Genomic DNA, 19,346 nt, shown 5'->3' with positions numbered 1-19,346 from the left:
ATGTCTATGCAAACTACAGACCCAATCGCCGACCTTCTGACGCGCATTCGCAATGCGAAACTGGTTGGCAAGACGGAAGTTCGTGTTCCGTCCAGCAAGATGAAAAAAGTCATCGCTGAACAATTAGTCAAAAACGGCTACCTTGCAGATGTTAAACTAGAGGACGCCAAGCCTCGCGGTGTGCTGGTCTTGACCATCAACGAAGAAGGTACTAACAGCACCATCAACGAGATCACCCGCGTATCAAAGCCAGGCCGTCGTGTCTACGTCGGCGCTAGCGAGATTCCAAAGGTGAAAAGCGGCCGCGGTCTAGTACTCATCTCAACCTCAAAGGGTGTCATGACTGGCGCCGAAGCAGCCAAGGCTAAACTTGGTGGTGAGTTGTTGCTGAAGGTGTACTAAATTACGCTTTGTCAGCAATAAAAAGCGCTCGGGGAAAATAATCTCCGGGCGCTTTTAGTTGTCTATCAAATACATCGGCACAACAAGCTAAGACCCCAGCAGTGTAGACAGCAGGGCAACTAAAAATATACAGGCGATTAGCGCGACTGGCATCATGCGCTTCAGGGTGGCTAAGTCTTTTCGCCTCGTGGCAAAGTATGTAGCAAACATCAGTGCACACAGAGGGCTTAACGGTGGTGTGACGAGCAAACACAGAATGAAAATAATAGTATCAAATGATGAACCATTATAAATACCGAAAAAACCATTAAGCGGCACTCCCTTATCAATCACACCAGCAACAGCCACTGGTGGTAATGCGAAGATACTGGCGATAATTGCTGTCGCCTGCCACCACGTCAAACGATCGACAAACCGAGCCAGCCATCGTCGCTTTGCGGTGTCGCCTTGTGGTTTCGTTGCTTTATATTGAGGTTGTGGTATTTCACCCCGGGGCGGTGTAGTGTCCTGAGGTGTTCGTGGTGTTTGAGCAGAATCCTTATCCATGATGATATTACTATAGCACATGATAGAGGGCTCTTGTGCCTCTGATGTGAATAGATATAATTGTCTCGTGGCAACAGGCCATGCTAGGAGAGTGTTTTGCTTGCTAGTAAAGTACTTTTATGATATAATGCCAAAATAATGACAGAGAAGGTATACGACACAGGGGGAGTACACTCCTAAGAGTTCATCATCATAATCAACCACAAGAAAGGAATAACCATGATTCGTAAATCCCCAGAATCCACTATCAGCGGAAAAATTGGTAACGTTTTGCGCCGACCGCTAGCTAGCTTTATGGGCGTAGTGGCACTGTTTGCCTCTGGCTGCGGCCTGTCGGGATTGGACGCCAAGCCAGCCCCAGCGACTGTTACCGTGACCACGACGAACAGGCATCCGCAAACGACCGAGACGCCACGGGCGACGCAAACCGTACGCGTCACTGAAACCGTGACGCCGTCCCCGTCAGAACCAACCTCGCGTCCGACGGAGACATCCAGACAGCAATCTACGCCGAAAGAAGGAGACATCGTCACTATCGGCGGGAAAATCACCTGTGCCAACGGCGAGAAGTTTGTCGGTGCGTGGGCAGAGAGAACAGGAAAAATAAAATCGGACTGGGTGGAGACTAATCCAACTAGCGACCAGTCGGTCGTTGACACTAAAGACATGGTGGGCGTGATCGGTGAAAAAATAAAAGTTTCCGTTGGTTGTGGTGGAACGAAGAAGGATTGGGGTACAGTAAGCTATTCTGGCTTTACAAAATTTACCGGCAAGGATCTTGATATCACCTGCTATCCTAACGGTAACAACGGCTGGTGCGAGGTAAAAGAGAAGTAGTCTCTCGGCTAAACGCCCCGTTGTCTTGACATGTACCCGCCTCGCAAACTACGATATTCTTATGAAAAATCATAAGGACGTGTTCATGGATCAACGGTAGGCAAAAATGATTCCGTTTCTGAAGCTTCCTGCTACCTCTAAAGCCGACGTCATCACACTGCGAGATGTGTTCTATAACGATATGTTGCGGCTGTTTGTGTTTGGCGTCGTGTTATTAACATTATTTTATGGCGTAGGTGCGTTGATGGCGGCTGCAGGCAATAATAAATATCCGATTGAATATTACACGCAGCTGTTTTTTGACTACACGCCGGTGGTGCGATTGATCATTCCGTTGGGATTTTGTGTAGCGGTAATGGGGCTGAAACGAGATAAGCGGTGGTGGTCATGTTTGGCGGCGGCGGAGTTCATGTTTGTTGTTAACTTTAGTAATCAAACATATCATTTTGAGCTTAGTGGGATGCTGTCGCTCATTTCTGCCGTTTTATTAACGATTTGTGCATGGCGTTTGTGGGATTATTATGAGCTGCGGCGGGTGTATCATTATGATACGCCACAGCTGACGCGGCCGGCACTGGGGGCGTACATCACGCTAGCGATAGCGTCCTTGCTCATGCTGATACCGCTCAGCTGGACGTCGTGGTTTTGGCGGTGAGTTTTGGTTTACTGGGCTTGATTGTTGGTGCCGGTGCGACCGTCATCCTCCCGTTCGTTATCTCGGTAATCACGCCGATGACTCGATTGTCTTTATTGCCAATCGGTGCGAATGTTGCCCGCGTGCCCACCGGTGGCAGGCGCAGCGGATTCATGGCGTTGATAGGTATAGTGATCGTCTCGCCATATTCCTTGAGCCGCCAAAAACTGTCCGCCTCGATCTTAATAATAGTTACCGCGCTACTAATCAGCAGGCCGTCATTATCTAGTCGCGCATATGTCTCGAGCGCCTCCAAGCGATCCTTCTGCGGCGTGTCTTTGTGAGCGCGCTGCCAGATGTAGAAAAATAGACTTACGACAAGGCAAAAGAAATTGCCGATAACGACGATGAAAGCGATGGTGATAGTTGGGAAGGGGTTACTTTGATAGACATAGAACAGCACTATAATAACAAACGTCGTCAGGCTAAACGTTATGGCGAGTACACGTGAAAGATGAAACTTGAACATGATAATTTGATGTGAGCAGTCTACTACAAGACACCGCACCTAGCAGTAATTATAAGGACCAGCCTGATTATTCGTCAATAAAAGTGCTTATCGTCATTACTTTAGAGATTGCTCCAGCTGCTCGCCAAACACCGTTAACCCCGCCGCAATCGTTAGCCCATGTCCGAAAGTTGGTAGTTGCTGATAATTAACGTCTGCGAATTCACTATCATTTGGCTGACTGTCGTTTGGCGACACAACTTGGTCGTAAATGCTGTAGAATGAAGTGACACGCGCGAGCTTTGCTTGAATAGCGGGCAGGTTATTGGATAATTCGTCGATTGCCCGGGCAAGTGTCTCGTTTTTTAGGCGCTGTCGATAAACATACGGCGTAGCAATTGTCGCAACGCCTTTGACTTTACCGTCATCTACCACCACCAAAGCATTCAGTGCCGCCACACCACCTGCACTTGCACCGATGATATATACGTCCCCATTTAGATCACGTATATAATTGTTCAGGCGATTTTGCTTATCGTGATAATTACTCGCTGCGTCCTCCCAGCCGAACGTAAAAACATGTACACGAAAACCACGCGCCCGCCACACGGGACAAACAAGCTTATATAGCCACTTTCGATCACCCAGACCAGGGATGAGAATAAGGTGAGGTGTGGTGCGCATTGCCATCGTGTGTTTATTATAGAAAAGCTTTGAGTATTGGGCAATGAAGGGCTGATGTTTAGTGACCGACCGACCAGTTGCTTGCTATTCTGTTACAATAATGAATACGGAGCGGTATGACGCTTTAATAAACACTATATTATGGACATAAGGAATGAAATGATATGACTATAGAAAAAGAAAGTGCAAAGAATATAAAGGAAAACATAGAATATATAGATAGCTTAGAGAATGCTATTAATTATACATTCAATGATGATGACAGATCGATCATTCGTTTCATGATACTTTGGATTGCATATAATCGTAATTACAATATGTATTCGGAAGAGTATCTAGAGCCAGATAGATTCAAAGAATATTTCAAAAGCATAGCGGGAGAATATGTGAGTACGAACAGAGAGTGCATAATCAAGGATTTCAAGAGTACAAAGCCCGAAGGGAGATTAAGTGTTAAAAATATGAAAAAAGGAAAGGAAAATGAAAAGGAAAAGTGTCTTAGGAATGAAGAAGATTTAGATTTAGAAAATCTTGCGGATGTTATATATACTATACGCTGTAACCTATTCCATGGCGATAAGAGATTATCGGAACTAAGCGAGAAAAAGATAGTTGGTTGGGCATATGAACTCCTGCTGAACATCGCAAAAGAACATTACAATATATATTAACGCGATTTATGTAGTACATGGTCGGTGAGAGCCCGCCTTGCATTTCACCCCTAATCTATGCTAAAATACCAGGGTTAATATCAAATCACACGAAAGGTGAGTAATGAGTCTGAGTCGAATCGGAAAACTGCCGGTGGTTATTCCGGCCGGTGTGACAATCACGGTTGACTCTGGTGATGTGGTCGTAAAGGGCCCGAAAGGTGAATTGACACAATTCATCACGCCAGCAGTTGAGGTGAAAGTCGAAGACGGACAAGTCACGGTTCATCCGAAGGATGAGTCTAAAACTGCTCGCGCCCAGCACGGTCTGATGCGCGCGCTGATCAACAACATGGTAATCGGCGTGACCAAGGGCTACGAGAAGCGTCTCGAGGTCAATGGTGTCGGTTTCCGCGTGAGCTCCAGTAACAATGAGCTGGAAATGGCGCTCGGGTTTTCACACCCAGTCAAATACAAAGCCCCAGAGGGCATCACCGTTACCAACGAAAAGATGACCATCATCGTCAGCGGTATCAATAAACAGCAAGTCGGCCAAGTCGCTGCGGAAATCCGCGCGCTGAAGAAGCCTGAACCATACAAGGGCAAGGGTATCAAGTACGCTGACGAGCAAATTTTGCGCAAAGCAGGAAAGACAGGTAAGTAATCATGGCTGAAAACAAGAAATTACTCAACCAAGCTCTTCGCAAAAACCGCGTTCGCGCGAAAGTTTCAGGCACTGCAGAGCGCCCACGCCTGACGGTCACCATCAGCAACATGCACGTCAGTGCTCAGCTGATCGACGACATCGCTGGCAAGACATTGGCTGCCGCAACCACTGTCGGCACCAAAGCAAAAGGTACGATGAGCGAAAAATGTGCTGCCATCGGTACGGAAATTGCTAAGAAAGCAAAGAAAAGTAAAATTAGCGCAGTGGTCTTTGACCGCAACGGCCGCCAGTACGCTGGTCGCTTGAAGGCATTGGCTGATGCTGCGCGCCAAGAAGGATTGGAGTTCTAGTATGGCAGAACAAGCTGCAAATACTACCCCACGCGCAGAAGGCCGCCGGCCTCGCAGTCCGCGTGGTGGTCGCCGCGATGACCGGCGAAATGTGCGCGATGACGCACCAAAAGAGTTTGAGGAATTGGTAATCAACATTGACCGCGTGAGCCGCGTGGTAAAGGGTGGCCGCCGCTTCCGCTTTAAGGCGTTGGTGGTTGTCGGCAACCGCAAGGACAAGGTTGGTGTCGGTGTAGCCAAAGGTGCCGACGTGCAAGCTGCGGTCGCCAAAGCAACCTCAGTTGCCAAGAAGCATTTGATCACTTTGCCGCTGAACAGCGAGACCATTCCACACGACAGCGAAGTCAAGTTCTCAGGCGCCCGCGTGCTGATCAAGCCAGCTGCTCCTGGTACCGGTATTATCGCTGGTGGTGTAGTGCGACAGATCATCGGCGTAACTGGTGTCCGTAACCTATTGACTAAGTCGCTTGGCTCAACCAACAAGGTGAACATCGCCTACGCAACCATTGAAGCATTGAAATCACTGGTTCCACGCGAACAGTGGCTCAATGCTCAGCCAGTCAAAAAAGCTGCTAAAAAGGAGGCTAAGTAATGAAATACAACGATCTCCAAGTTTCAGCAAACAAGAATAAAAAGCGTGTTGGTCGCGGTATCGCTGCTGGCCAGGGTAAAACCGCCGGTCGCGGTACTAAGGGACAGAACGCCCGTACTGGTAAAAAGCTTCGCGCCATGTTCCAGGGTGGCCAGCGTCCATTAGCTCAGGCTGTGCCAAAAGCTCGCGGTTTCAAGAGCCTGCGCACACCAGCTCAGGTAGTCTACTTGGATCACTTGAATGCCTTTGACGGTAAGACCGTTGACAACGCATTGCTATTTACCGAAGGCTACATCGCCACGCCGTTCCACACGGTCAAGGTGATCGCCCGCGGTGAATTGAAAGCTAAGGTTGACTTGAAAGTGCAAGCTGCTTCCGCTTCAGTTGTCAAAGCGATTGAAAAAGCCGGCGGCTCATTTGAGAAAGTTGCGACACCACTGCGCCAAAGTACCAAGGATGTCGAGGAGAGCGATAAGTAATTTTATCAGCCACACAAACAAATACCCCGCACAGGACGGGGTATTTTACGTAAATGGTATAATATGAATATGTTCAATAAATCAAAAGACGGTAAATCTGCAGCAAGCTATTACCAAAAACTTGGCTCAAGACTGGGATATTTACTCGTCATGAAGCGCAGTCAGCACTTCGGATATTACGATGATCAACACACGACTGAGGATAAAGCACAGGCTAACTACCATAGTAAGTTCATCAAATTACTCCGATTACACCCAAACATGCGCATACTAGACGCTGGCTGCGGACAAGGTGTTGTCGCTACTGAAATCGCAAAGACCTGTAAGGTCAAGGTTACTGGCATTACGATAACACCGCACGAAGTTAAAAATGCTGCCCGCAGAGCTCTAAAGCATGGGGTTGCAGCACGAACATCATTTCTAGTGCAAGATTACTCAGATTTAAGTTTTGATGACAGCAGCTTTGATCGCATTTATACAACAGAATCTTTGTCTCATGCCTGGAATGTCAAACAGGTGTTGTCGGAGTGTTACAGAGTACTTAAACCTGGAGGAATGCTAGTCTGCGCCGAGTACGAGATGGATTACAAAAATTTTAACCAAGAGATAAAACGATTAGCTGATTTAGTGAAAGATCACGCTGCGATCCATGCTATGTATCAATTCGGTAGGGGTGAATTTGAACAGTCTATCAAGGAAACCGGTTTTGAACTAATGGAGGTTCAAGATTGGACCACGGGTCTAAAACCATCATTTGACCGATTAAGACAATTAGCACGGCCTCTTGCGGGCATCATTAAGAAGCTGCGGCTTGAACACTTATTTGTTAATGTGACAGCCGCCTCGCTGTATTCTGATGGTGCTGAAAATAACGTCTTTGCATATAAAGTATATATCTGTAAAAAACCACTCTAGATTATACTTTGTCTAATACAACCGACAGTCAATTTAGATAAAACAGCAATAAACCTATGGAAAAGCATCAATAATTACGCTATACTGAAAAGAGTTACTGAGGATATAAATGCCAAAGACAGAGGGGTAAACGACGATGATGAGTTGGAAGACCGTGTGGCGGTCGCTGAAAAATAAAGATATGCAGAAACGCCTGGCCATTGTGGTGGGGATTATTGTGGTGTATCGAATGCTGGCGCATATTCCGGTGCCGTTGGCTAATCCGACACAGATGAAGACGGCACTGGCAGCAGCGCTGGGACAGACTGACCTCGGCGGGTTCTTGAACCTGCTTTCGGGTGGTGCGCTGGCGAGCTTTTCACTCGTGCTGGTTGGACTCAGTCCATTCATTACCGCTAGTATCATCACTCAGCTACTCACCAAGGCCATCCCAAAGCTCGAGGAGCTACACAAGGACGGTGAATCGGGCAGGCGCAAGATCCAGCAGTGGACGCGGCGGCTGACTATTCCATTGGCCATTGTCCAGTCGATCGCCTTTATCTTCCTGTTGCGCCAGACAGTGCTAGCTGGCGGTACGACGACGCTGAGCGACCCGACGATGCTCGAGTGGACAGTTGGCGTGACGGCAATGACGGCCGGTTCGGTACTTTTGATGTGGCTGGGTGAATTGATCACCGAGCAGGGTATCGGTAATGGTATCTCGATCTTGATTTTCGCTGGTATCATCAGCCAGATCCCGCAGATGCTGGGCTCACTCATTTCGTCGCTTGGGAACACTGCGGCTGGCGGACTGAACGTCTTTAACTGGTTTACCTTGCCGGTCAATCCAACCGTCTTTTGGCTAGTGATAATCATGGCTATCGCCTCACTCATCATTCTCTACTTCTTGGTAAAAATTAACGAAGCCCAGCGCGTCATCACCATCAACTACGCCAAGCGCGTTCACGGTAATTCCAGCTACGGCGGTATCAAGAGCATCCTGCCGGTCAAGCTGATCGCTGCTGGCGTCATCCCGGTCATCTTTGCCGTTGCCTTCCTCAGCTTGCCGCAATTCATCGGCCAAGTCATGAAGGCCTCAGGCAATCCAAACCTGCAAAACACTGCCAACACCCTGATCACGTGGTTTCAGGCGCCAAACCCGGGCTCCTTTACCGGCAGCACCTGGGAGGCGTTCATTTACCCGACGCTATATTTCCTCTTGGTCATTGCCTTTACTTATTTCTACACCGGGATCGTCTTTAACGCTAACGAAATCGCTGAGAATCTGCAAAAGCAGGGCGGCTTTATCGAGGGCGTTCGGCCGGGTGAGCAAACCGAGAAATATCTAACGCGCACGGTTAATCGCTTAATTCTGTTCGGTTCAATCGTCCTCGGTATCATCGCCATCTTGCCGTTTGTCGCTGAATATTTAATGTATCACCTAGCGGCAATCCGCGGCTCGCGCCTGTCGATCGGCGGTACCGGGCTGCTCATCGTAGTCTCAGTCGGCCTCGAGTCACTACGCCAGCTCAACTCGCGCGCTCTGATGGTTACCTATGACGACTTTGACCCAGACGAACTGACCAAGAAAAAGTCGAAAAAACGACGCTCGTCCCTCTTGTAATCGCCGAGGCGATACGGTATAATTGACAACTGTAACTTATGGCGAGTCAAAAGGAAGTCATCAAGATGATTGGTAAGGTGGTGGAAGCACTGCCTAATACCCAATTTCGGGTGGAACTGGAGAATGGCCATAGTATCATCGCGCACATTTCGGGACGGATGCGCAAGAATTACATCCGCCTGGTGCCTGGTGATAGGGTGGAAGTCGAGATGACTCCTTACGATCTCACAAAGGGTCGCATCGTCTTTCGCCTCAAGGAGGAGCGACCAGCGCACGCGGTTCGAAACACGCGGCGCTCGTCATAATACTAACGATAATCTCGGGTTTACTCGGGAAGGGAGATTTCAGAGCACTTTATGAAAGTTCGTGCAAGTGTCAAGAAGATCGACAAAGATCCCAAGAAAGGTGACAAGCTAGTGCGCCGCAAAGGCCGCCTGTACGTCATCAACAAAAGAAAACCTAAGAACAAGCAAAGGCAGGGTTAAGCATGGCTCGAATTGCTGGGGTAGTTATCCCAACAGAGAAGCAAGTGCAAATTGCGCTCACCTATATTTATGGGATTGGGCCGAAGCACGCTTCGAGCATCCTTGCGGCGGCTAAGATTGAGCCGACCACTCGGGTGAAAGATCTCACCGAGGCTGAAGAAAACAAGATTCGCGAAATTATCGACAGCGAATACACCGTCGAAGGTGATCTCCAGCGCTTGGTAACTAACAACATTAAGCGCTTGAAGGATATCAACGCCTATCGCGGTCTTCGCCACAAAGCAGGACTGCCGACACGCGGACAGCGGACTCGTACGAATGCACGAACTCGCAAGGGTCGCGCCATCGCCGTGGGCGGTACACAACCAAAAGCAGCAAGTAAGACCTAAAGAAAGGACTAAGAAATGGCAGACGCAAAATCTACCAAGAAGAAGCAGCGCCGATCAGTCCCAGCTGGTCAGCTGCATATTCAAGCAACATTTAACAACACCATTGTTACCTTTTCTGACAAGAAGGGTAACGTGTTGACCGCTTCATCAGCTGGTGCATGTGGTTTCCGTGGTAGCAAAAAAGGCACCGCCTATGCTTCACAGGTTGCTGCTGAAAAAGCTGCTGAAGCTGCGAAAACGCAGTATGGTTTGAAATCAGTTGACGTTTTCGTCAAAGGTGTCGGCTTGGGCCGTGACGCCGCTATTCGTGCGGTTGGCGCTTTCGACATCTCAGTAGAAAGCATTAAGGACGTAACTGGCGTGCCTCACGGCGGCGTTCGTCCACGAAAGGCACGGAGGGCATAATTATGGCACGAGATAATTCACCGATTGTCAAGCAAAGCCGCCGCGAAGGTTATGCGCTTCATCCAAAAGCACATAAAGTTTTGGCGCGAAAATCTGGCATTCCAGGTCAGCACGCACACGGCCGCCAAAGTAAGCCAAGCCTGTACGCTACGCAGCTGCGCGAAAAGCAAAAGGTTCGTCGGCTTTACGGCTTGGTTGAAAAGCAATTTGCGCGCCTGATGAATGAAGCAACCCGCGCCCAAGAGGGTTTGGCAGGCGAGAATCTACTGAAGCTGCTGGAGCGCCGGCTGGATAACGTAGTTTATCGTTCTGGGTTCGCTGTATCGCGCCGCGCTGCTCGCCAGTTGGTCAGCCACGGGCACTTTGAGCTAAACGGCCGCCGCGTCGATATTCCGTCGATTCGTGTTAAGGCTGGTGATGTTATCACCGTTCGTCCAAAGAGCACCAAATCTGAGTACTTCACGCACATCGACGACGTGATCAACAATTCAATCCAAGGTCCGCTGAGCTGGCTAAAGAGTGATAGCAAGAAGCTGAAGATTGAAGTGACTGGACTGCCAAAGCGCGAGGAAGCAGAAGCTGACATCAACGAGCAATTAATTGTTGAGTATTACTCACGATAAAAGAAGGGTTAGGGAAGAATTATGGCAAAAGCAATTTACAATCCAGCACTCGCGAGCGTTGATGACACCTCTGCGACCAGTGCGACCTTTCTGATTGAGCCGATGCACGCCGGCTATGGCAATACGCTTGGCAACTCCTTGCGCCGGGTGCTACTCTCGAGCATTCGCGGCGGCGCGATCGTTGCCTTTCGTATCGAGGGTGCGACACACGAGTTCACCACCGTCGAGGGCGTCAAAGAAGATGTCGTTGACATCATGCTGAACCTAAAGGGTGTGCGACTCCGCGTTCACACTGACGAGCCAGTTGAGCTGCGTCTGGAAAAAACTGGTGGTGTTATCACCGCTGGCGACATCCAAGCAAACGGCGAAGTAGAAGTTGTTAACCCAGACCACATCATCGCTACCATCGATGATCCGAATAAGACCGTCATCATGGACTTGGTGGCAGAAGCTGGCCGTGGCTACCAGACGATTGAGGAGTCGAGTGTCAATCGATTACACTCCGACATGATTGCGCTCGACGCTATCTTTACACCGGTGCTGCGCGTTCGCTACAAGGTCGACTCGACCCGTGTTGGCGACGAGACCAACCTCGAAAAGCTGGCACTGACGGTTGAGACCGACGGCACACTGACACCGCGCGAAGCCTTTGAGGAAGCAGCGGCTATCCTCGTCAGCCAATACAGCGCGCTGGCAGGCTCGACTGTGGTAACTGGTGCGCCAGCGCTGGGTAACGACGAGGCAGATGATTCGGAACTTGACATGTCAATTGAAGAATTAAACCTAAGCGCCCGCACAACGAACGCGCTGATTAACAATGAAATCCGCACCATTCGCGACCTGGTGACTTTGACCGAGCAAGATTTGCGAGAATTGAAAGGCTTTGGTTCAAAGGCGCTGGATGAAGTACGCGACAAGATGGCGGAGTTGGAGTTTTAACTATGCATAGACACGGATATCAAGGGCGCAAGTTCGGCCGTGAGCGTGATCAACGGCGAGCCTTGCTGAGAGGTCTGGCAACCAGCCTAGTCGAGCACGGCAAAATCGAGACCACCTTGCCGAAAGCCAAAGAGCTGAAGCGCCACATTGAAAAAATCATCACCAAGGCGAAGAAAGGCGATTTGGCAAGCCGCCGCCAGGTGATCGCAGCACTCAGCACCCGCGCTGTTGCTTACAAGCTCGTTGATGAAATTGCCCCACAGCTGAGCGGCCGCACCAGCGGACACGTTCGCGTTGAGCGCACCCGCCTACGTGTTGGCGACGGCGCACAAATGGCAATCATCGAGTTTGTCGACGATATCAAACCAATGCCAAAGAAGGAGAAATAAGATGAAGACTTATTCACAAAAACCATCTGAAGTTTCTCGCCGCTGGGTATTGTTTGACGCGAGCGAATTGCCACTAGGACGTTTGGCGACTGAAATTGCTAAACACCTGACCGGTAAATACAAGCCAACCTACACACCACACGTTGATGGTGGCGACTACGTCGTAGTTATCAACGCTGCAAACACCGTCGTTACTGGCTACAAGGAAACTGACAAGTACTACTACCGTCACAGCGGTTTCCCGGGCGGCATCAAAGAAACGCAGTTCAAAGAAATGCGTGAACGCCACCCAGAACGAATTATTGAAGAAGCTGTCAAAGGTATGCTACCAAAGAACAAATTGCAAGCAGAGCGCCTCAAGCGCCTCCGCGTATTTGCCGGCAGCGAGCATGCTCACGCAGCACAAACCCCAGAGAAAGTTGAGGTAAAGTAATATGGCTACTGATACCTATTTCTACGGCTTGGGACGACGCAAAAGTGCTTCAGCAAGTGTTCGCTTGCTTCCTGGCAAGGGTACCATCACCATCAATGGCAAAGCAGCTGCTGAGTACTTGGATGGCAACAAAACCTTGCTGGCAGAAGTAACCGACCCACTGGCTATCGTCAGCAAGCAAAAGGAATACGATGTTACCATCTTGGTGAAAGGTGGTGGTCTCGCTGGTCAAGTTGACGCCATCAAGCTTGGCATCGCCAAAGCATTGACGGCTGCTCACGCTGATCTGCGCCCAGTCTTGAAGAAGGCTGAGCTGCTCAAGCGTGACCCACGCGAGAAAGAACGCAAGAAATACGGTCTGCGTTCTGCCCGCAAGCGCGAACAATTCTCCAAGCGTTAAAACAGAGGAGAAACCGGTTCTCGAGAATACTCCGTCTCATGTGCAGGCGGAGTGTTTTCATAGTATACTTAATATAATGTTTGATCGATTAATCCACCGCTGGCTGCGCGTCCCGTACACCCTGAATGTATATTATTTTTGTCGCCCAGATAACCCAAAATCTACCATTCTACTTATCCATGGGCTGGGCACATCGTGGCGTACCTGGAAACCGCTAGAACCATATTTGCCCAGAGATACGCAAGTTATCGCCATTAACATGCTAGGATTTGGCAATTCACCAAAACCCGACTGGAAATCATACAACGCTCACGACCAGGCCACCAGCATCACCGCCACGCTACGCCACGAATCAATCACTCATCTTGACATCGTCATTGGCCATTCTATGGGATCGCTGGCCGCCGTAGAACTCGCTAAAAAATATCCAAAATTAGCTCAGTCACTAATCCTATGCAGCCCGCCAATATATCACCCTAAGATTGACGAGAAAATCCATCATCCAGAAAAAATATTACGAACCCTATATAGCCTTATCAACAAGCATCCGAGGAGCTCGAAGCGCCTGTTGCAGTTCGCTGACCGACATAATATATGGCCCGACGCGGGATTTACGGCTGATAAAATTACTGCTAAATCCTTCCTGACCGCTCTAAATACTGCAATAATCAATCAAACCACGATGACTGATATATCACAATTGAAACTGCCAATCACTATTCTGTCAGGCAAACTCGACCCACTGATCGTCGAACGGAATTTGAAGAAACTAGCCAAAGAGCATAAGAACATCGTCCATCGGTCAATGACCATGCAGAGGCACGAAATAACGGATAAATATGCCAAGCGTTTGTCTGGGCTAGTCAAGCAGCATCTGACGGGCGAGTATCCGTCAAAATCTACGAGTCGCACAAAAAGATTAAGAAAATGATCTATAACTGAGATCGGGTCCAAGCCCAGACTATCGTATCAAAAATCTGCATAGCGACGCCAGATATCGTATACTTAACAATATAACCATCCCCGTAAAATCAAAGGAGGCCGTATGACATCCACAAAACAAACTGTCGGCGTTATCGGTTCGCTGGGCGATTTGGGTTCGCAATTAGTGCGGCGCGCTAAGAGGTACGGCTTTCTAGTTCGTGAATTTGACACAGCTGACCGCCACACCAACACAGAAGAATTATCCGATTGTGAAATTATCCACGTGTGCGCGCCCTTGGAAAATTTTATCGTACCGCCCGTGAGGGGGCTGATAATTTTACACGATAGCGTTATGGATACCAGCCGCCGATTTAACGATCAGCTTGACCAGAAAGCTGCCGTTGTCCATTTGCTAATGAATAGCGCCCAGCGCGCGGTTGTCGCCAGCGACCAGCCAAACGCCGAGGCGGCAGCCAGCCATTTGCAGCAATTAGGATTTAACCCAATTTCTATGCCGGTCGATAAACACGATCGAATCATTGCCCGATCGCAAGCGCCGCTGGCACTGCTTTGCGATGCGCTGCTGCCTGAATTATTCCAATTGGATAAAGAGGGCCTACTGACGCCGTCGGGCGAAACGCTGGCAGAAACCTTACGTTCCCGCACGCTCATTTGGACGCCAGCCACCCGCCGAGCAATCTTGCGCAATCCTCAACTGCGTGAACTTATTAGCGAACTGTCAAAGATCCTAGACCAAGCGCAGTCAGCAGATAAATAATTTCAAAACCAAAGGAGTGTTATAATGAATACAATGAAACCAACCAAACCCGTCATCCTCACTGGCGTGCGCGCCAACAACGATATTCACATTGGCAATTATTTTGGTGCCATTTTGCCAATTGTCGACATGGCAAAGCGCCGCTCAGCCGATTTTGATATCAATCTGTTCATCCCCGATCTACACAGCTTCACGACGCCGATTGACCACAGCAAGTTATATGACAGCATTCTCAGCAACGCCCGGATTTACACGGCGGCGGGGTTGCCGCTAGATAACGAGGCGATTCACTTGTACCGCCAAAGCCGCGTCCCAGCCCACAGCGAACTGGCGTGGATTTTGGACTGCTTCACGGGGTTTGGTGAGATGAGCCGAATGACGCAGTTTAAGGATAAATCGCGCAAATTTATTGATAGTAAAATGTCTGAGGATACCACGGTAGATGATCGGAATATATTGGAAGTTATCCAAAGCAATACCTCTGCTCATTTATTAAACTCTCCTATGCTAATGGCTTTAGAGAAGGTCACTTACAATAATGCATCTGTTGGCCTCTTCAACTACCCAGTCCTGATGGCTGCCGACATCTTACTCTACGGCGCCACCTACGTACCAGTCGGTGACGACCAAACGCAGCACTTAGAATTTACGCGCGACATTGCCGAGCGGATGAACCGCAAATTTGGCGATCTGTTTGTCGTACCCAAACCAGTCGCCCAGCAACATCAATTCTTCGGTAAAGACCAAGGTCTGAGGATCAAAGATCTGGTGAACCCGACCAAAAAGATGAGCAAATCCGACGACAGCGGCAAGGGCGTCATTTTCCTTGGCGACGAGCCAGGGGTAGCACACAAAAAAATCATGAGCGCCACCACCGACTCACTAGGTAAGGTGCAATACGACCGTGAAAACCAACCGGGCATTTCCAATCTGCTAGAGATTTTGACCCTGGTACGCCAAGACGCCGGAAAAGACGTGAGCTTGGAGCAAACCATCAGCGAATACGCTGGTATGGAGCGCTACGGCGATTTTAAGCGAATCGTGGCTGATGAAGTAGCGGAATTCTTGGCGAATTTCCAAGCGCGCCTGGCGGCAGTTGACGAGCAGGCAATTGAACGCAAACTGGAATCCAGCGAGCGCGGCATGAACATCGTCGCTAACGAAACCTTGCACCGTGTCCAGACAGCCGTGGGGCTGCGGAGATAGGAACGCTCGCGTGAAGATTTCGCCGCGCACCATCCTCAAGATCGCCAGATTGTACCAGCTGGCAGACGACAACACGCCCGTCAAAGCCTTGCGCCACCTGAAGATTCAGACCGATGAATCGCACGTGCTGGCAGAATTCATCCTGAACAAGCAGCATTTCGCCGTGCTCTACGGCTCGATCGTCGATGAAGAATCAATTGACGAATTGTGGCCTGGTAAGCCAGCCAATGCTGAGATTTTGCCAAACCCGCTTGATGCGAGCTGCATTGAAACGCCATTTCAAGGCAAGTTTGTCATCATGTTCCATATCGCACCAACCAAGCAGCGTCTGGACGTCCACTTATCCACGGCATTTGACCCGTCGATTTCGCGCAGTCTCTGGCAAAAATACATCAAAGCCGGGCATATTTCGGTCAACCAGCGAGTGGTGACGGCGCCAAGGTTCGAGGTGGATGAGACTGACGAGATCGCCGTCAAGTTACCAGAACAAGAGCAGGCTAGTGCAGAACTGCCGATTTTATACGAAGACGATGACGTGATAGTGGTGAATAAACCCAGCGGTCTCCTGACACACGCCAAAGGCGGACTATCGACTGAGCCGACGGTAGCAGAGATTATTCGCCCCAAAACCTTATTTGCTTCTGACACCGACCGTCCGGGCATCGTCCATCGGCTTGACCGCGACACCTCGGGTGTACTGATCATTGCTAAAACCGCTGACACTGCCGCCCACTTACAGCGGCAATTCGCTCAGCGCACCACCAAAAAAACCTACCTCGCGGTGACCGACGGCATACCAAAACTAGCCGCTGCAAAAATCGACCTGCCAATTGGCCGCAATCCGTCCGCGCCCAGCACCTTCCGCGTCGATCCGAATGGCAAACCCGCCCAGACAACCTACCGCGTACTGGCGGCGACTGACGCCCAGGCGCTAATTGAACTCAAACCCACCACCGGCCGCACTCACCAGCTGCGTGTCCATATGGCACACCTAAACACGCCAATTCTCGGCGACCGCGTTTATGGTAAACCCAATGCCAGCCGCCTGATGCTCCACGCCCACAAATTAGAAATCACGTTGCCATCGGGCGAACGAAAAACCTTTGAGGCGGCCGTTCCGGAGGAGTTTCAACAATTATTCCCGAGAGTTGCCGCAACCCAGGACGAGATGAGCGAGGCCACTCATGACTAACCCGCACCCACCGCGCATGCCGATGCTAGCGCATCGCGACCGCGCTACACTACACCAACTTGCCGAGCGACTGCCGCAGGCGGTGATCATCACCGCCGAGCGTGGGCTGGACGGCATTGGCGCCGCCGAATATCTGGCAAGCCTCACGCCATCAGAGGTGATTCGCCTACAGCCACTGGAGGCAAAAACCACGATTACGACTGAGCAGATCCGCACTATGATCGCCATGCTGCGCACGCATGCCACGGTTCGCCGCATCATCATTATCAATCCAGCCGACCAGATGAGCGAGGCTGCCCAGAACGCGCTTCTCAAATCCTTGGAGGAACCGAACGCCAACACACATTTTTTGCTGGTGACCGAGAACGAACAGCAGCTGCTGGCCACCATTCGTTCGCGCTGTCAAGTGCTAACCTTGCACCGCACCTCGCAGGCGCAGGACGAGACGCTACTTGATAGCACCTCGCTCACTGCCAGCGAGCGTCGCCAAATCCTGTTCCTGGCCGCCGGCCGGCCACTACTCATCCGCCAGCTAGCACGCACGCCGAAACTGCTGTCCGAATATCAGGCCATTGCCGCTGACGCCAAATGCATCCTCTCTACACCGGGCTCATACGAAGCACTACGCACACTGCCGTCTTATTTCACCGACCGCGCAAAAGCCCTCCAATTGATCGACATCCTCCTCACCATGGTGGCGTTTCAGATGAAGACTCAGCCAAGTCCCGCGCACCAGACCCTCCTTGATCGGATCATCACCGCCGAGACGCGGCTGATGCACAATGGCAACGTGCGGCTGGCGCTGATCAATATTGTGGTATAATGGATGCATATGTCTGGATTATTAGTTATCCTGCTGGTTATGGTGTGGGCAGTTTGGTATCAGCCGTCAGTCGGCGAAGCACAAAACTTACCAGTTAAATTGTCAGAGAAACTTGACAAGCTCTGGGCTATCGCTCAAGAGTCGCTGCGTGAAAACAAATATCTGCGTGCCGAAAAGGCACTCCTAACCATCCTGCGCGTCGATGAGAAAAATGCCACAGCCTACAATCGCCTGGGGATTTTGTATGCCAAGCAGCGTGCCTACAAGGACGCCATCGAGTGCTTTGAGATCGCCCAGAGCCTCGAGCCGAGCGCCTCGAGCCTGCACAATGTCGGCCTCATTTACTACGAGACGCAAGATTATGTCAAGGCGGCGCTGGCATTTGAGCAGGCGCTTGATATGGAGGCCAGTCATGCCGCCCGGCACATCGCCTACGCCAAGGTTCAGGAGAAATTAGGTAATACGAAGAAGATGCTGGCGGCGCTAGAAAAGGCCGCCGAGCTTGAGCCGACAGCGCACACCTTGAACACGCTCGCCCAAGCCTACGACAGCGCCAAGCAGCCCGAACTGGCCGCCAAACTTCGCGAGCGCGCCGCGGCTATGCTCACGCCTGACAAGCCAGCCACCGTCCCGCGCCGTTCGCAGCACCCGGCTCACCCTCAGCAGGCACGCCAGCCGCGGCAACAATCACGAAAAGTGATCATGTAGACCTTGTCTTGGGCTGCAAAACTTGCTACAATCATTCAAGATGCCGATTTAGCTCAGCTGGTTAGAGCAGCTGTTTTGTAAACAGCAGGTCCTGGGTTCGAATCCCTGAATCGGCTCCATTTGCATCGCCCCCACACCAAGCGTGTAAAAACATGTGGGCGCCGCGGTGCAGCAAGTTCCATGCCGGAATCGTGTAGTGGCAATCACAGGAGACTGTAAATCTCCCGCCGTCAGGCTTCGTAGGTTCGAGTCCTACTTCCGGCACCATATTAGTTATGTCACAGAGAGCGTTAGCCGACGCTCTTTTTAAATTGAATTGTACCTGAGCAACATGGGTATTTTGTTATAATAAAAACTATGGAGAAGGGAAGAACAATACCCGAGAAGAAAACAGCACCCATTGGTGCGCTTGGATACGTTATTATAAATGCAACAGATAGTGAAAAATCGGCAAAGTTCTGGAGCGCCGTAACCGGCAGAGAGCTGGGTGATGTCTCACCGCCATACATTGATCTACCATCGACTAATAATGAGGATGGGGTAACAATTAGTATCCAACAGGTTCCCGATCAAGAATCTCTCGGGATGCATATCGATATTGTTGTCGATGATATTGACGAGACTATTCAACAAATAATCGACCTTGGTGGAAAGCTCGTAGAAGAAAAGTCAGAAGGCAACTGGCGCTGGGTAGTTATGCAAGACCCTGATGGAAATAGGTTTTGCCTGGTGACTAACTAGCGACTATAGGTAACGTTGACTTTACTCATAAACAATGCTATAAT

The 19,346-nt window shown here is 50.2% G+C and carries 29 protein-coding genes and 2 tRNA genes; 28 read left to right on the top strand and 3 right to left on the bottom strand.

Going from position 1 to position 19,346, the window contains the following annotated elements; all coding sequences use genetic code 11:
- Positions 1 to 402 carry a 30S ribosomal protein S8 gene (gene rpsH, locus FBF27_02365; GenBank protein ID QJU09253.1) on the top strand — a complete coding sequence of 134 codons (402 nt, stop codon included), beginning with the start codon at positions 1 to 3 and terminating at the stop codon, positions 400 to 402.
- Between the two features lie 87 nt (positions 403 to 489).
- On the opposite strand, the gene FBF27_02360 is transcribed toward rpsH, so the two are convergent.
- Positions 490 to 948: a hypothetical protein gene (locus tag FBF27_02360; GenBank protein ID QJU09252.1), complete on the bottom strand. Its 459-nt coding sequence runs from the start codon at positions 946 to 948 to the stop codon at positions 490 to 492.
- Between the two features lie 219 nt (positions 949 to 1,167).
- On the opposite strand from FBF27_02360, the gene FBF27_02355 reads away from it, so the two are divergent.
- Together FBF27_02355 and FBF27_02350 are read left to right on the top strand one after the other, a co-directional pair.
- The gene (locus tag FBF27_02355) at positions 1,168 to 1,785 is read left to right on the top strand and encodes a hypothetical protein (protein ID QJU09251.1); all 618 of its coding nucleotides are present in this window, start codon (positions 1,168 to 1,170) and stop codon (positions 1,783 to 1,785) included.
- A gap of 106 nt (positions 1,786 to 1,891) precedes the next feature.
- On the top strand, positions 1,892 to 2,440 hold the full coding sequence (locus FBF27_02350; protein QJU09250.1) for a hypothetical protein: 549 nt from the start codon (positions 1,892 to 1,894) through the stop codon (positions 2,438 to 2,440).
- Here FBF27_02350 and FBF27_02345 read toward each other — a convergent pair.
- Positions 2,412 to 2,948, bottom strand: a complete 537-nt coding sequence (locus tag FBF27_02345; GenBank protein QJU09249.1) for a hypothetical protein — start codon at positions 2,946 to 2,948, stop codon at positions 2,412 to 2,414. The genes FBF27_02350 and FBF27_02345 overlap by 29 nt on opposite strands.
- Positions 2,949 to 3,044: 96 nt before the next feature.
- Positions 3,045 to 3,617 (bottom strand): alpha/beta hydrolase, encoded by a 573-nt coding sequence (locus FBF27_02340; protein ID QJU09248.1) that lies wholly within the window; start codon positions 3,615 to 3,617, stop codon positions 3,045 to 3,047.
- A 158-nt stretch (positions 3,618 to 3,775) separates the two neighbouring features.
- On the opposite strand from FBF27_02340, the gene FBF27_02335 reads away from it, so the two are divergent.
- The 25 genes from FBF27_02335 to FBF27_02215 all read left to right on the top strand — a co-directional run bounded on the left by FBF27_02335 (position 3,776) and on the right by FBF27_02215 (position 19,302).
- Entirely contained in the window at positions 3,776 to 4,282 is a 507-nt protein-coding gene (locus FBF27_02335) for a hypothetical protein (GenBank protein ID QJU09247.1), read from the top strand.
- Positions 4,283 to 4,391: 109 nt separating this feature from the next.
- Entirely contained in the window at positions 4,392 to 4,925 is a 534-nt protein-coding gene (locus tag FBF27_02330; GenBank protein QJU09652.1) for a 50S ribosomal protein L6, read from the top strand.
- Positions 4,926 to 4,927: 2 nt separating this feature from the next.
- Positions 4,928 to 5,278 (top strand): 50S ribosomal protein L18, encoded by a 351-nt coding sequence (locus tag FBF27_02325; GenBank protein QJU09246.1) that lies wholly within the window; start codon positions 4,928 to 4,930, stop codon positions 5,276 to 5,278.
- A 1-nt stretch (position 5,279) separates the two neighbouring features.
- Positions 5,280 to 5,870: a 30S ribosomal protein S5 gene (locus FBF27_02320; protein ID QJU09245.1), complete on the top strand. Its 591-nt coding sequence runs from the start codon at positions 5,280 to 5,282 to the stop codon at positions 5,868 to 5,870.
- Positions 5,870 to 6,349, top strand: a complete 480-nt coding sequence (gene rplO / locus FBF27_02315) for a 50S ribosomal protein L15 (GenBank protein ID QJU09244.1) — start codon at positions 5,870 to 5,872, stop codon at positions 6,347 to 6,349. The genes FBF27_02320 and rplO overlap by 1 nt, the downstream gene beginning before the upstream one ends.
- 63 nt (positions 6,350 to 6,412) lie before the next feature.
- On the top strand, positions 6,413 to 7,264 hold the full coding sequence (locus FBF27_02310; protein QJU09243.1) for a class I SAM-dependent methyltransferase: 852 nt from the start codon (positions 6,413 to 6,415) through the stop codon (positions 7,262 to 7,264).
- A 136-nt stretch (positions 7,265 to 7,400) separates the two neighbouring features.
- Positions 7,401 to 8,867 (top strand): preprotein translocase subunit SecY, encoded by a 1,467-nt coding sequence (gene secY / locus FBF27_02305; protein ID QJU09242.1) that lies wholly within the window; start codon positions 7,401 to 7,403, stop codon positions 8,865 to 8,867.
- 38 nt (positions 8,868 to 8,905) lie between these two features.
- On the top strand, positions 8,906 to 9,172 hold the full coding sequence (gene infA / locus FBF27_02300; GenBank protein QJU09241.1) for a translation initiation factor IF-1: 267 nt from the start codon (positions 8,906 to 8,908) through the stop codon (positions 9,170 to 9,172).
- A gap of 51 nt (positions 9,173 to 9,223) precedes the next feature.
- A complete protein-coding gene (locus FBF27_02295; GenBank protein QJU09240.1) occupies positions 9,224 to 9,352 on the top strand; it encodes a 50S ribosomal protein L36 in 129 nt (42 codons plus the stop codon).
- A gap of 2 nt (positions 9,353 to 9,354) precedes the next feature.
- Positions 9,355 to 9,741, top strand: a complete 387-nt coding sequence (gene rpsM, locus FBF27_02290) for a 30S ribosomal protein S13 (protein QJU09239.1) — start codon at positions 9,355 to 9,357, stop codon at positions 9,739 to 9,741.
- A gap of 15 nt (positions 9,742 to 9,756) precedes the next feature.
- A complete protein-coding gene (gene rpsK, locus FBF27_02285; protein ID QJU09238.1) occupies positions 9,757 to 10,146 on the top strand; it encodes a 30S ribosomal protein S11 in 390 nt (129 codons plus the stop codon).
- Positions 10,147 to 10,148: 2 nt separating this feature from the next.
- Complete coding sequence (gene rpsD, locus FBF27_02280) at positions 10,149 to 10,769, top strand: 30S ribosomal protein S4 (GenBank protein QJU09237.1); 621 nt, start codon at positions 10,149 to 10,151, stop codon at positions 10,767 to 10,769.
- 21 nt (positions 10,770 to 10,790) lie between these two features.
- Positions 10,791 to 11,708, top strand: a complete 918-nt coding sequence (locus FBF27_02275; GenBank protein QJU09236.1) for a DNA-directed RNA polymerase subunit alpha — start codon at positions 10,791 to 10,793, stop codon at positions 11,706 to 11,708.
- 2 nt (positions 11,709 to 11,710) lie between these two features.
- Entirely contained in the window at positions 11,711 to 12,097 is a 387-nt protein-coding gene (locus tag FBF27_02270; GenBank protein QJU09235.1) for a 50S ribosomal protein L17, read from the top strand.
- Between the two features lies 1 nt (position 12,098).
- The gene (gene rplM / locus FBF27_02265) at positions 12,099 to 12,530 is read left to right on the top strand and encodes a 50S ribosomal protein L13 (GenBank protein QJU09234.1); all 432 of its coding nucleotides are present in this window, start codon (positions 12,099 to 12,101) and stop codon (positions 12,528 to 12,530) included.
- A 1-nt stretch (position 12,531) separates the two neighbouring features.
- Entirely contained in the window at positions 12,532 to 12,930 is a 399-nt protein-coding gene (rpsI, locus tag FBF27_02260) for a 30S ribosomal protein S9 (GenBank protein ID QJU09233.1), read from the top strand.
- 76 nt (positions 12,931 to 13,006) lie between these two features.
- Positions 13,007 to 13,861, top strand: coding sequence for an alpha/beta hydrolase (locus FBF27_02255; protein ID QJU09232.1), 855 nt, complete (start codon positions 13,007 to 13,009; stop codon positions 13,859 to 13,861).
- 114 nt (positions 13,862 to 13,975) lie between these two features.
- Positions 13,976 to 14,632 carry a hypothetical protein gene (locus tag FBF27_02250; GenBank protein ID QJU09231.1) on the top strand — a complete coding sequence of 219 codons (657 nt, stop codon included), beginning with the start codon at positions 13,976 to 13,978 and terminating at the stop codon, positions 14,630 to 14,632.
- A gap of 24 nt (positions 14,633 to 14,656) precedes the next feature.
- Positions 14,657 to 15,838: a tryptophan--tRNA ligase gene (gene trpS, locus FBF27_02245; GenBank protein QJU09230.1), complete on the top strand. Its 1,182-nt coding sequence runs from the start codon at positions 14,657 to 14,659 to the stop codon at positions 15,836 to 15,838.
- Between the two features lie 10 nt (positions 15,839 to 15,848).
- A complete protein-coding gene (locus FBF27_02240; GenBank protein QJU09229.1) occupies positions 15,849 to 17,030 on the top strand; it encodes an RluA family pseudouridine synthase in 1,182 nt (393 codons plus the stop codon).
- Entirely contained in the window at positions 17,023 to 17,853 is an 831-nt protein-coding gene (locus tag FBF27_02235; GenBank protein QJU09228.1) for a hypothetical protein, read from the top strand. The genes FBF27_02240 and FBF27_02235 overlap by 8 nt, the downstream gene beginning before the upstream one ends.
- Before the next feature lie 3 nt (positions 17,854 to 17,856).
- Positions 17,857 to 18,561 (top strand): tetratricopeptide repeat protein, encoded by a 705-nt coding sequence (locus tag FBF27_02230; GenBank protein QJU09227.1) that lies wholly within the window; start codon positions 17,857 to 17,859, stop codon positions 18,559 to 18,561.
- A gap of 42 nt (positions 18,562 to 18,603) precedes the next feature.
- Positions 18,604 to 18,680, top strand: a tRNA-Thr gene (locus tag FBF27_02225).
- Between the two features lie 63 nt (positions 18,681 to 18,743).
- A tRNA-Tyr gene (locus FBF27_02220) sits at positions 18,744 to 18,828 on the top strand.
- Between the two features lie 90 nt (positions 18,829 to 18,918).
- A complete protein-coding gene (locus FBF27_02215) occupies positions 18,919 to 19,302 on the top strand; it encodes a hypothetical protein (protein ID QJU09226.1) in 384 nt (127 codons plus the stop codon).
- Positions 19,303 to 19,346 lie beyond the last annotated feature (44 nt).

This window comes from Candidatus Saccharibacteria bacterium oral taxon 488 (genome assembly GCA_013100805.1).
In the GTDB taxonomy this organism is placed as follows: Bacteria; Patescibacteriota; Saccharimonadia; order Saccharimonadales; family Saccharimonadaceae; genus Nanosynbacter.
This window is presented reverse-complemented; position numbering and strand designations above follow the sequence as displayed.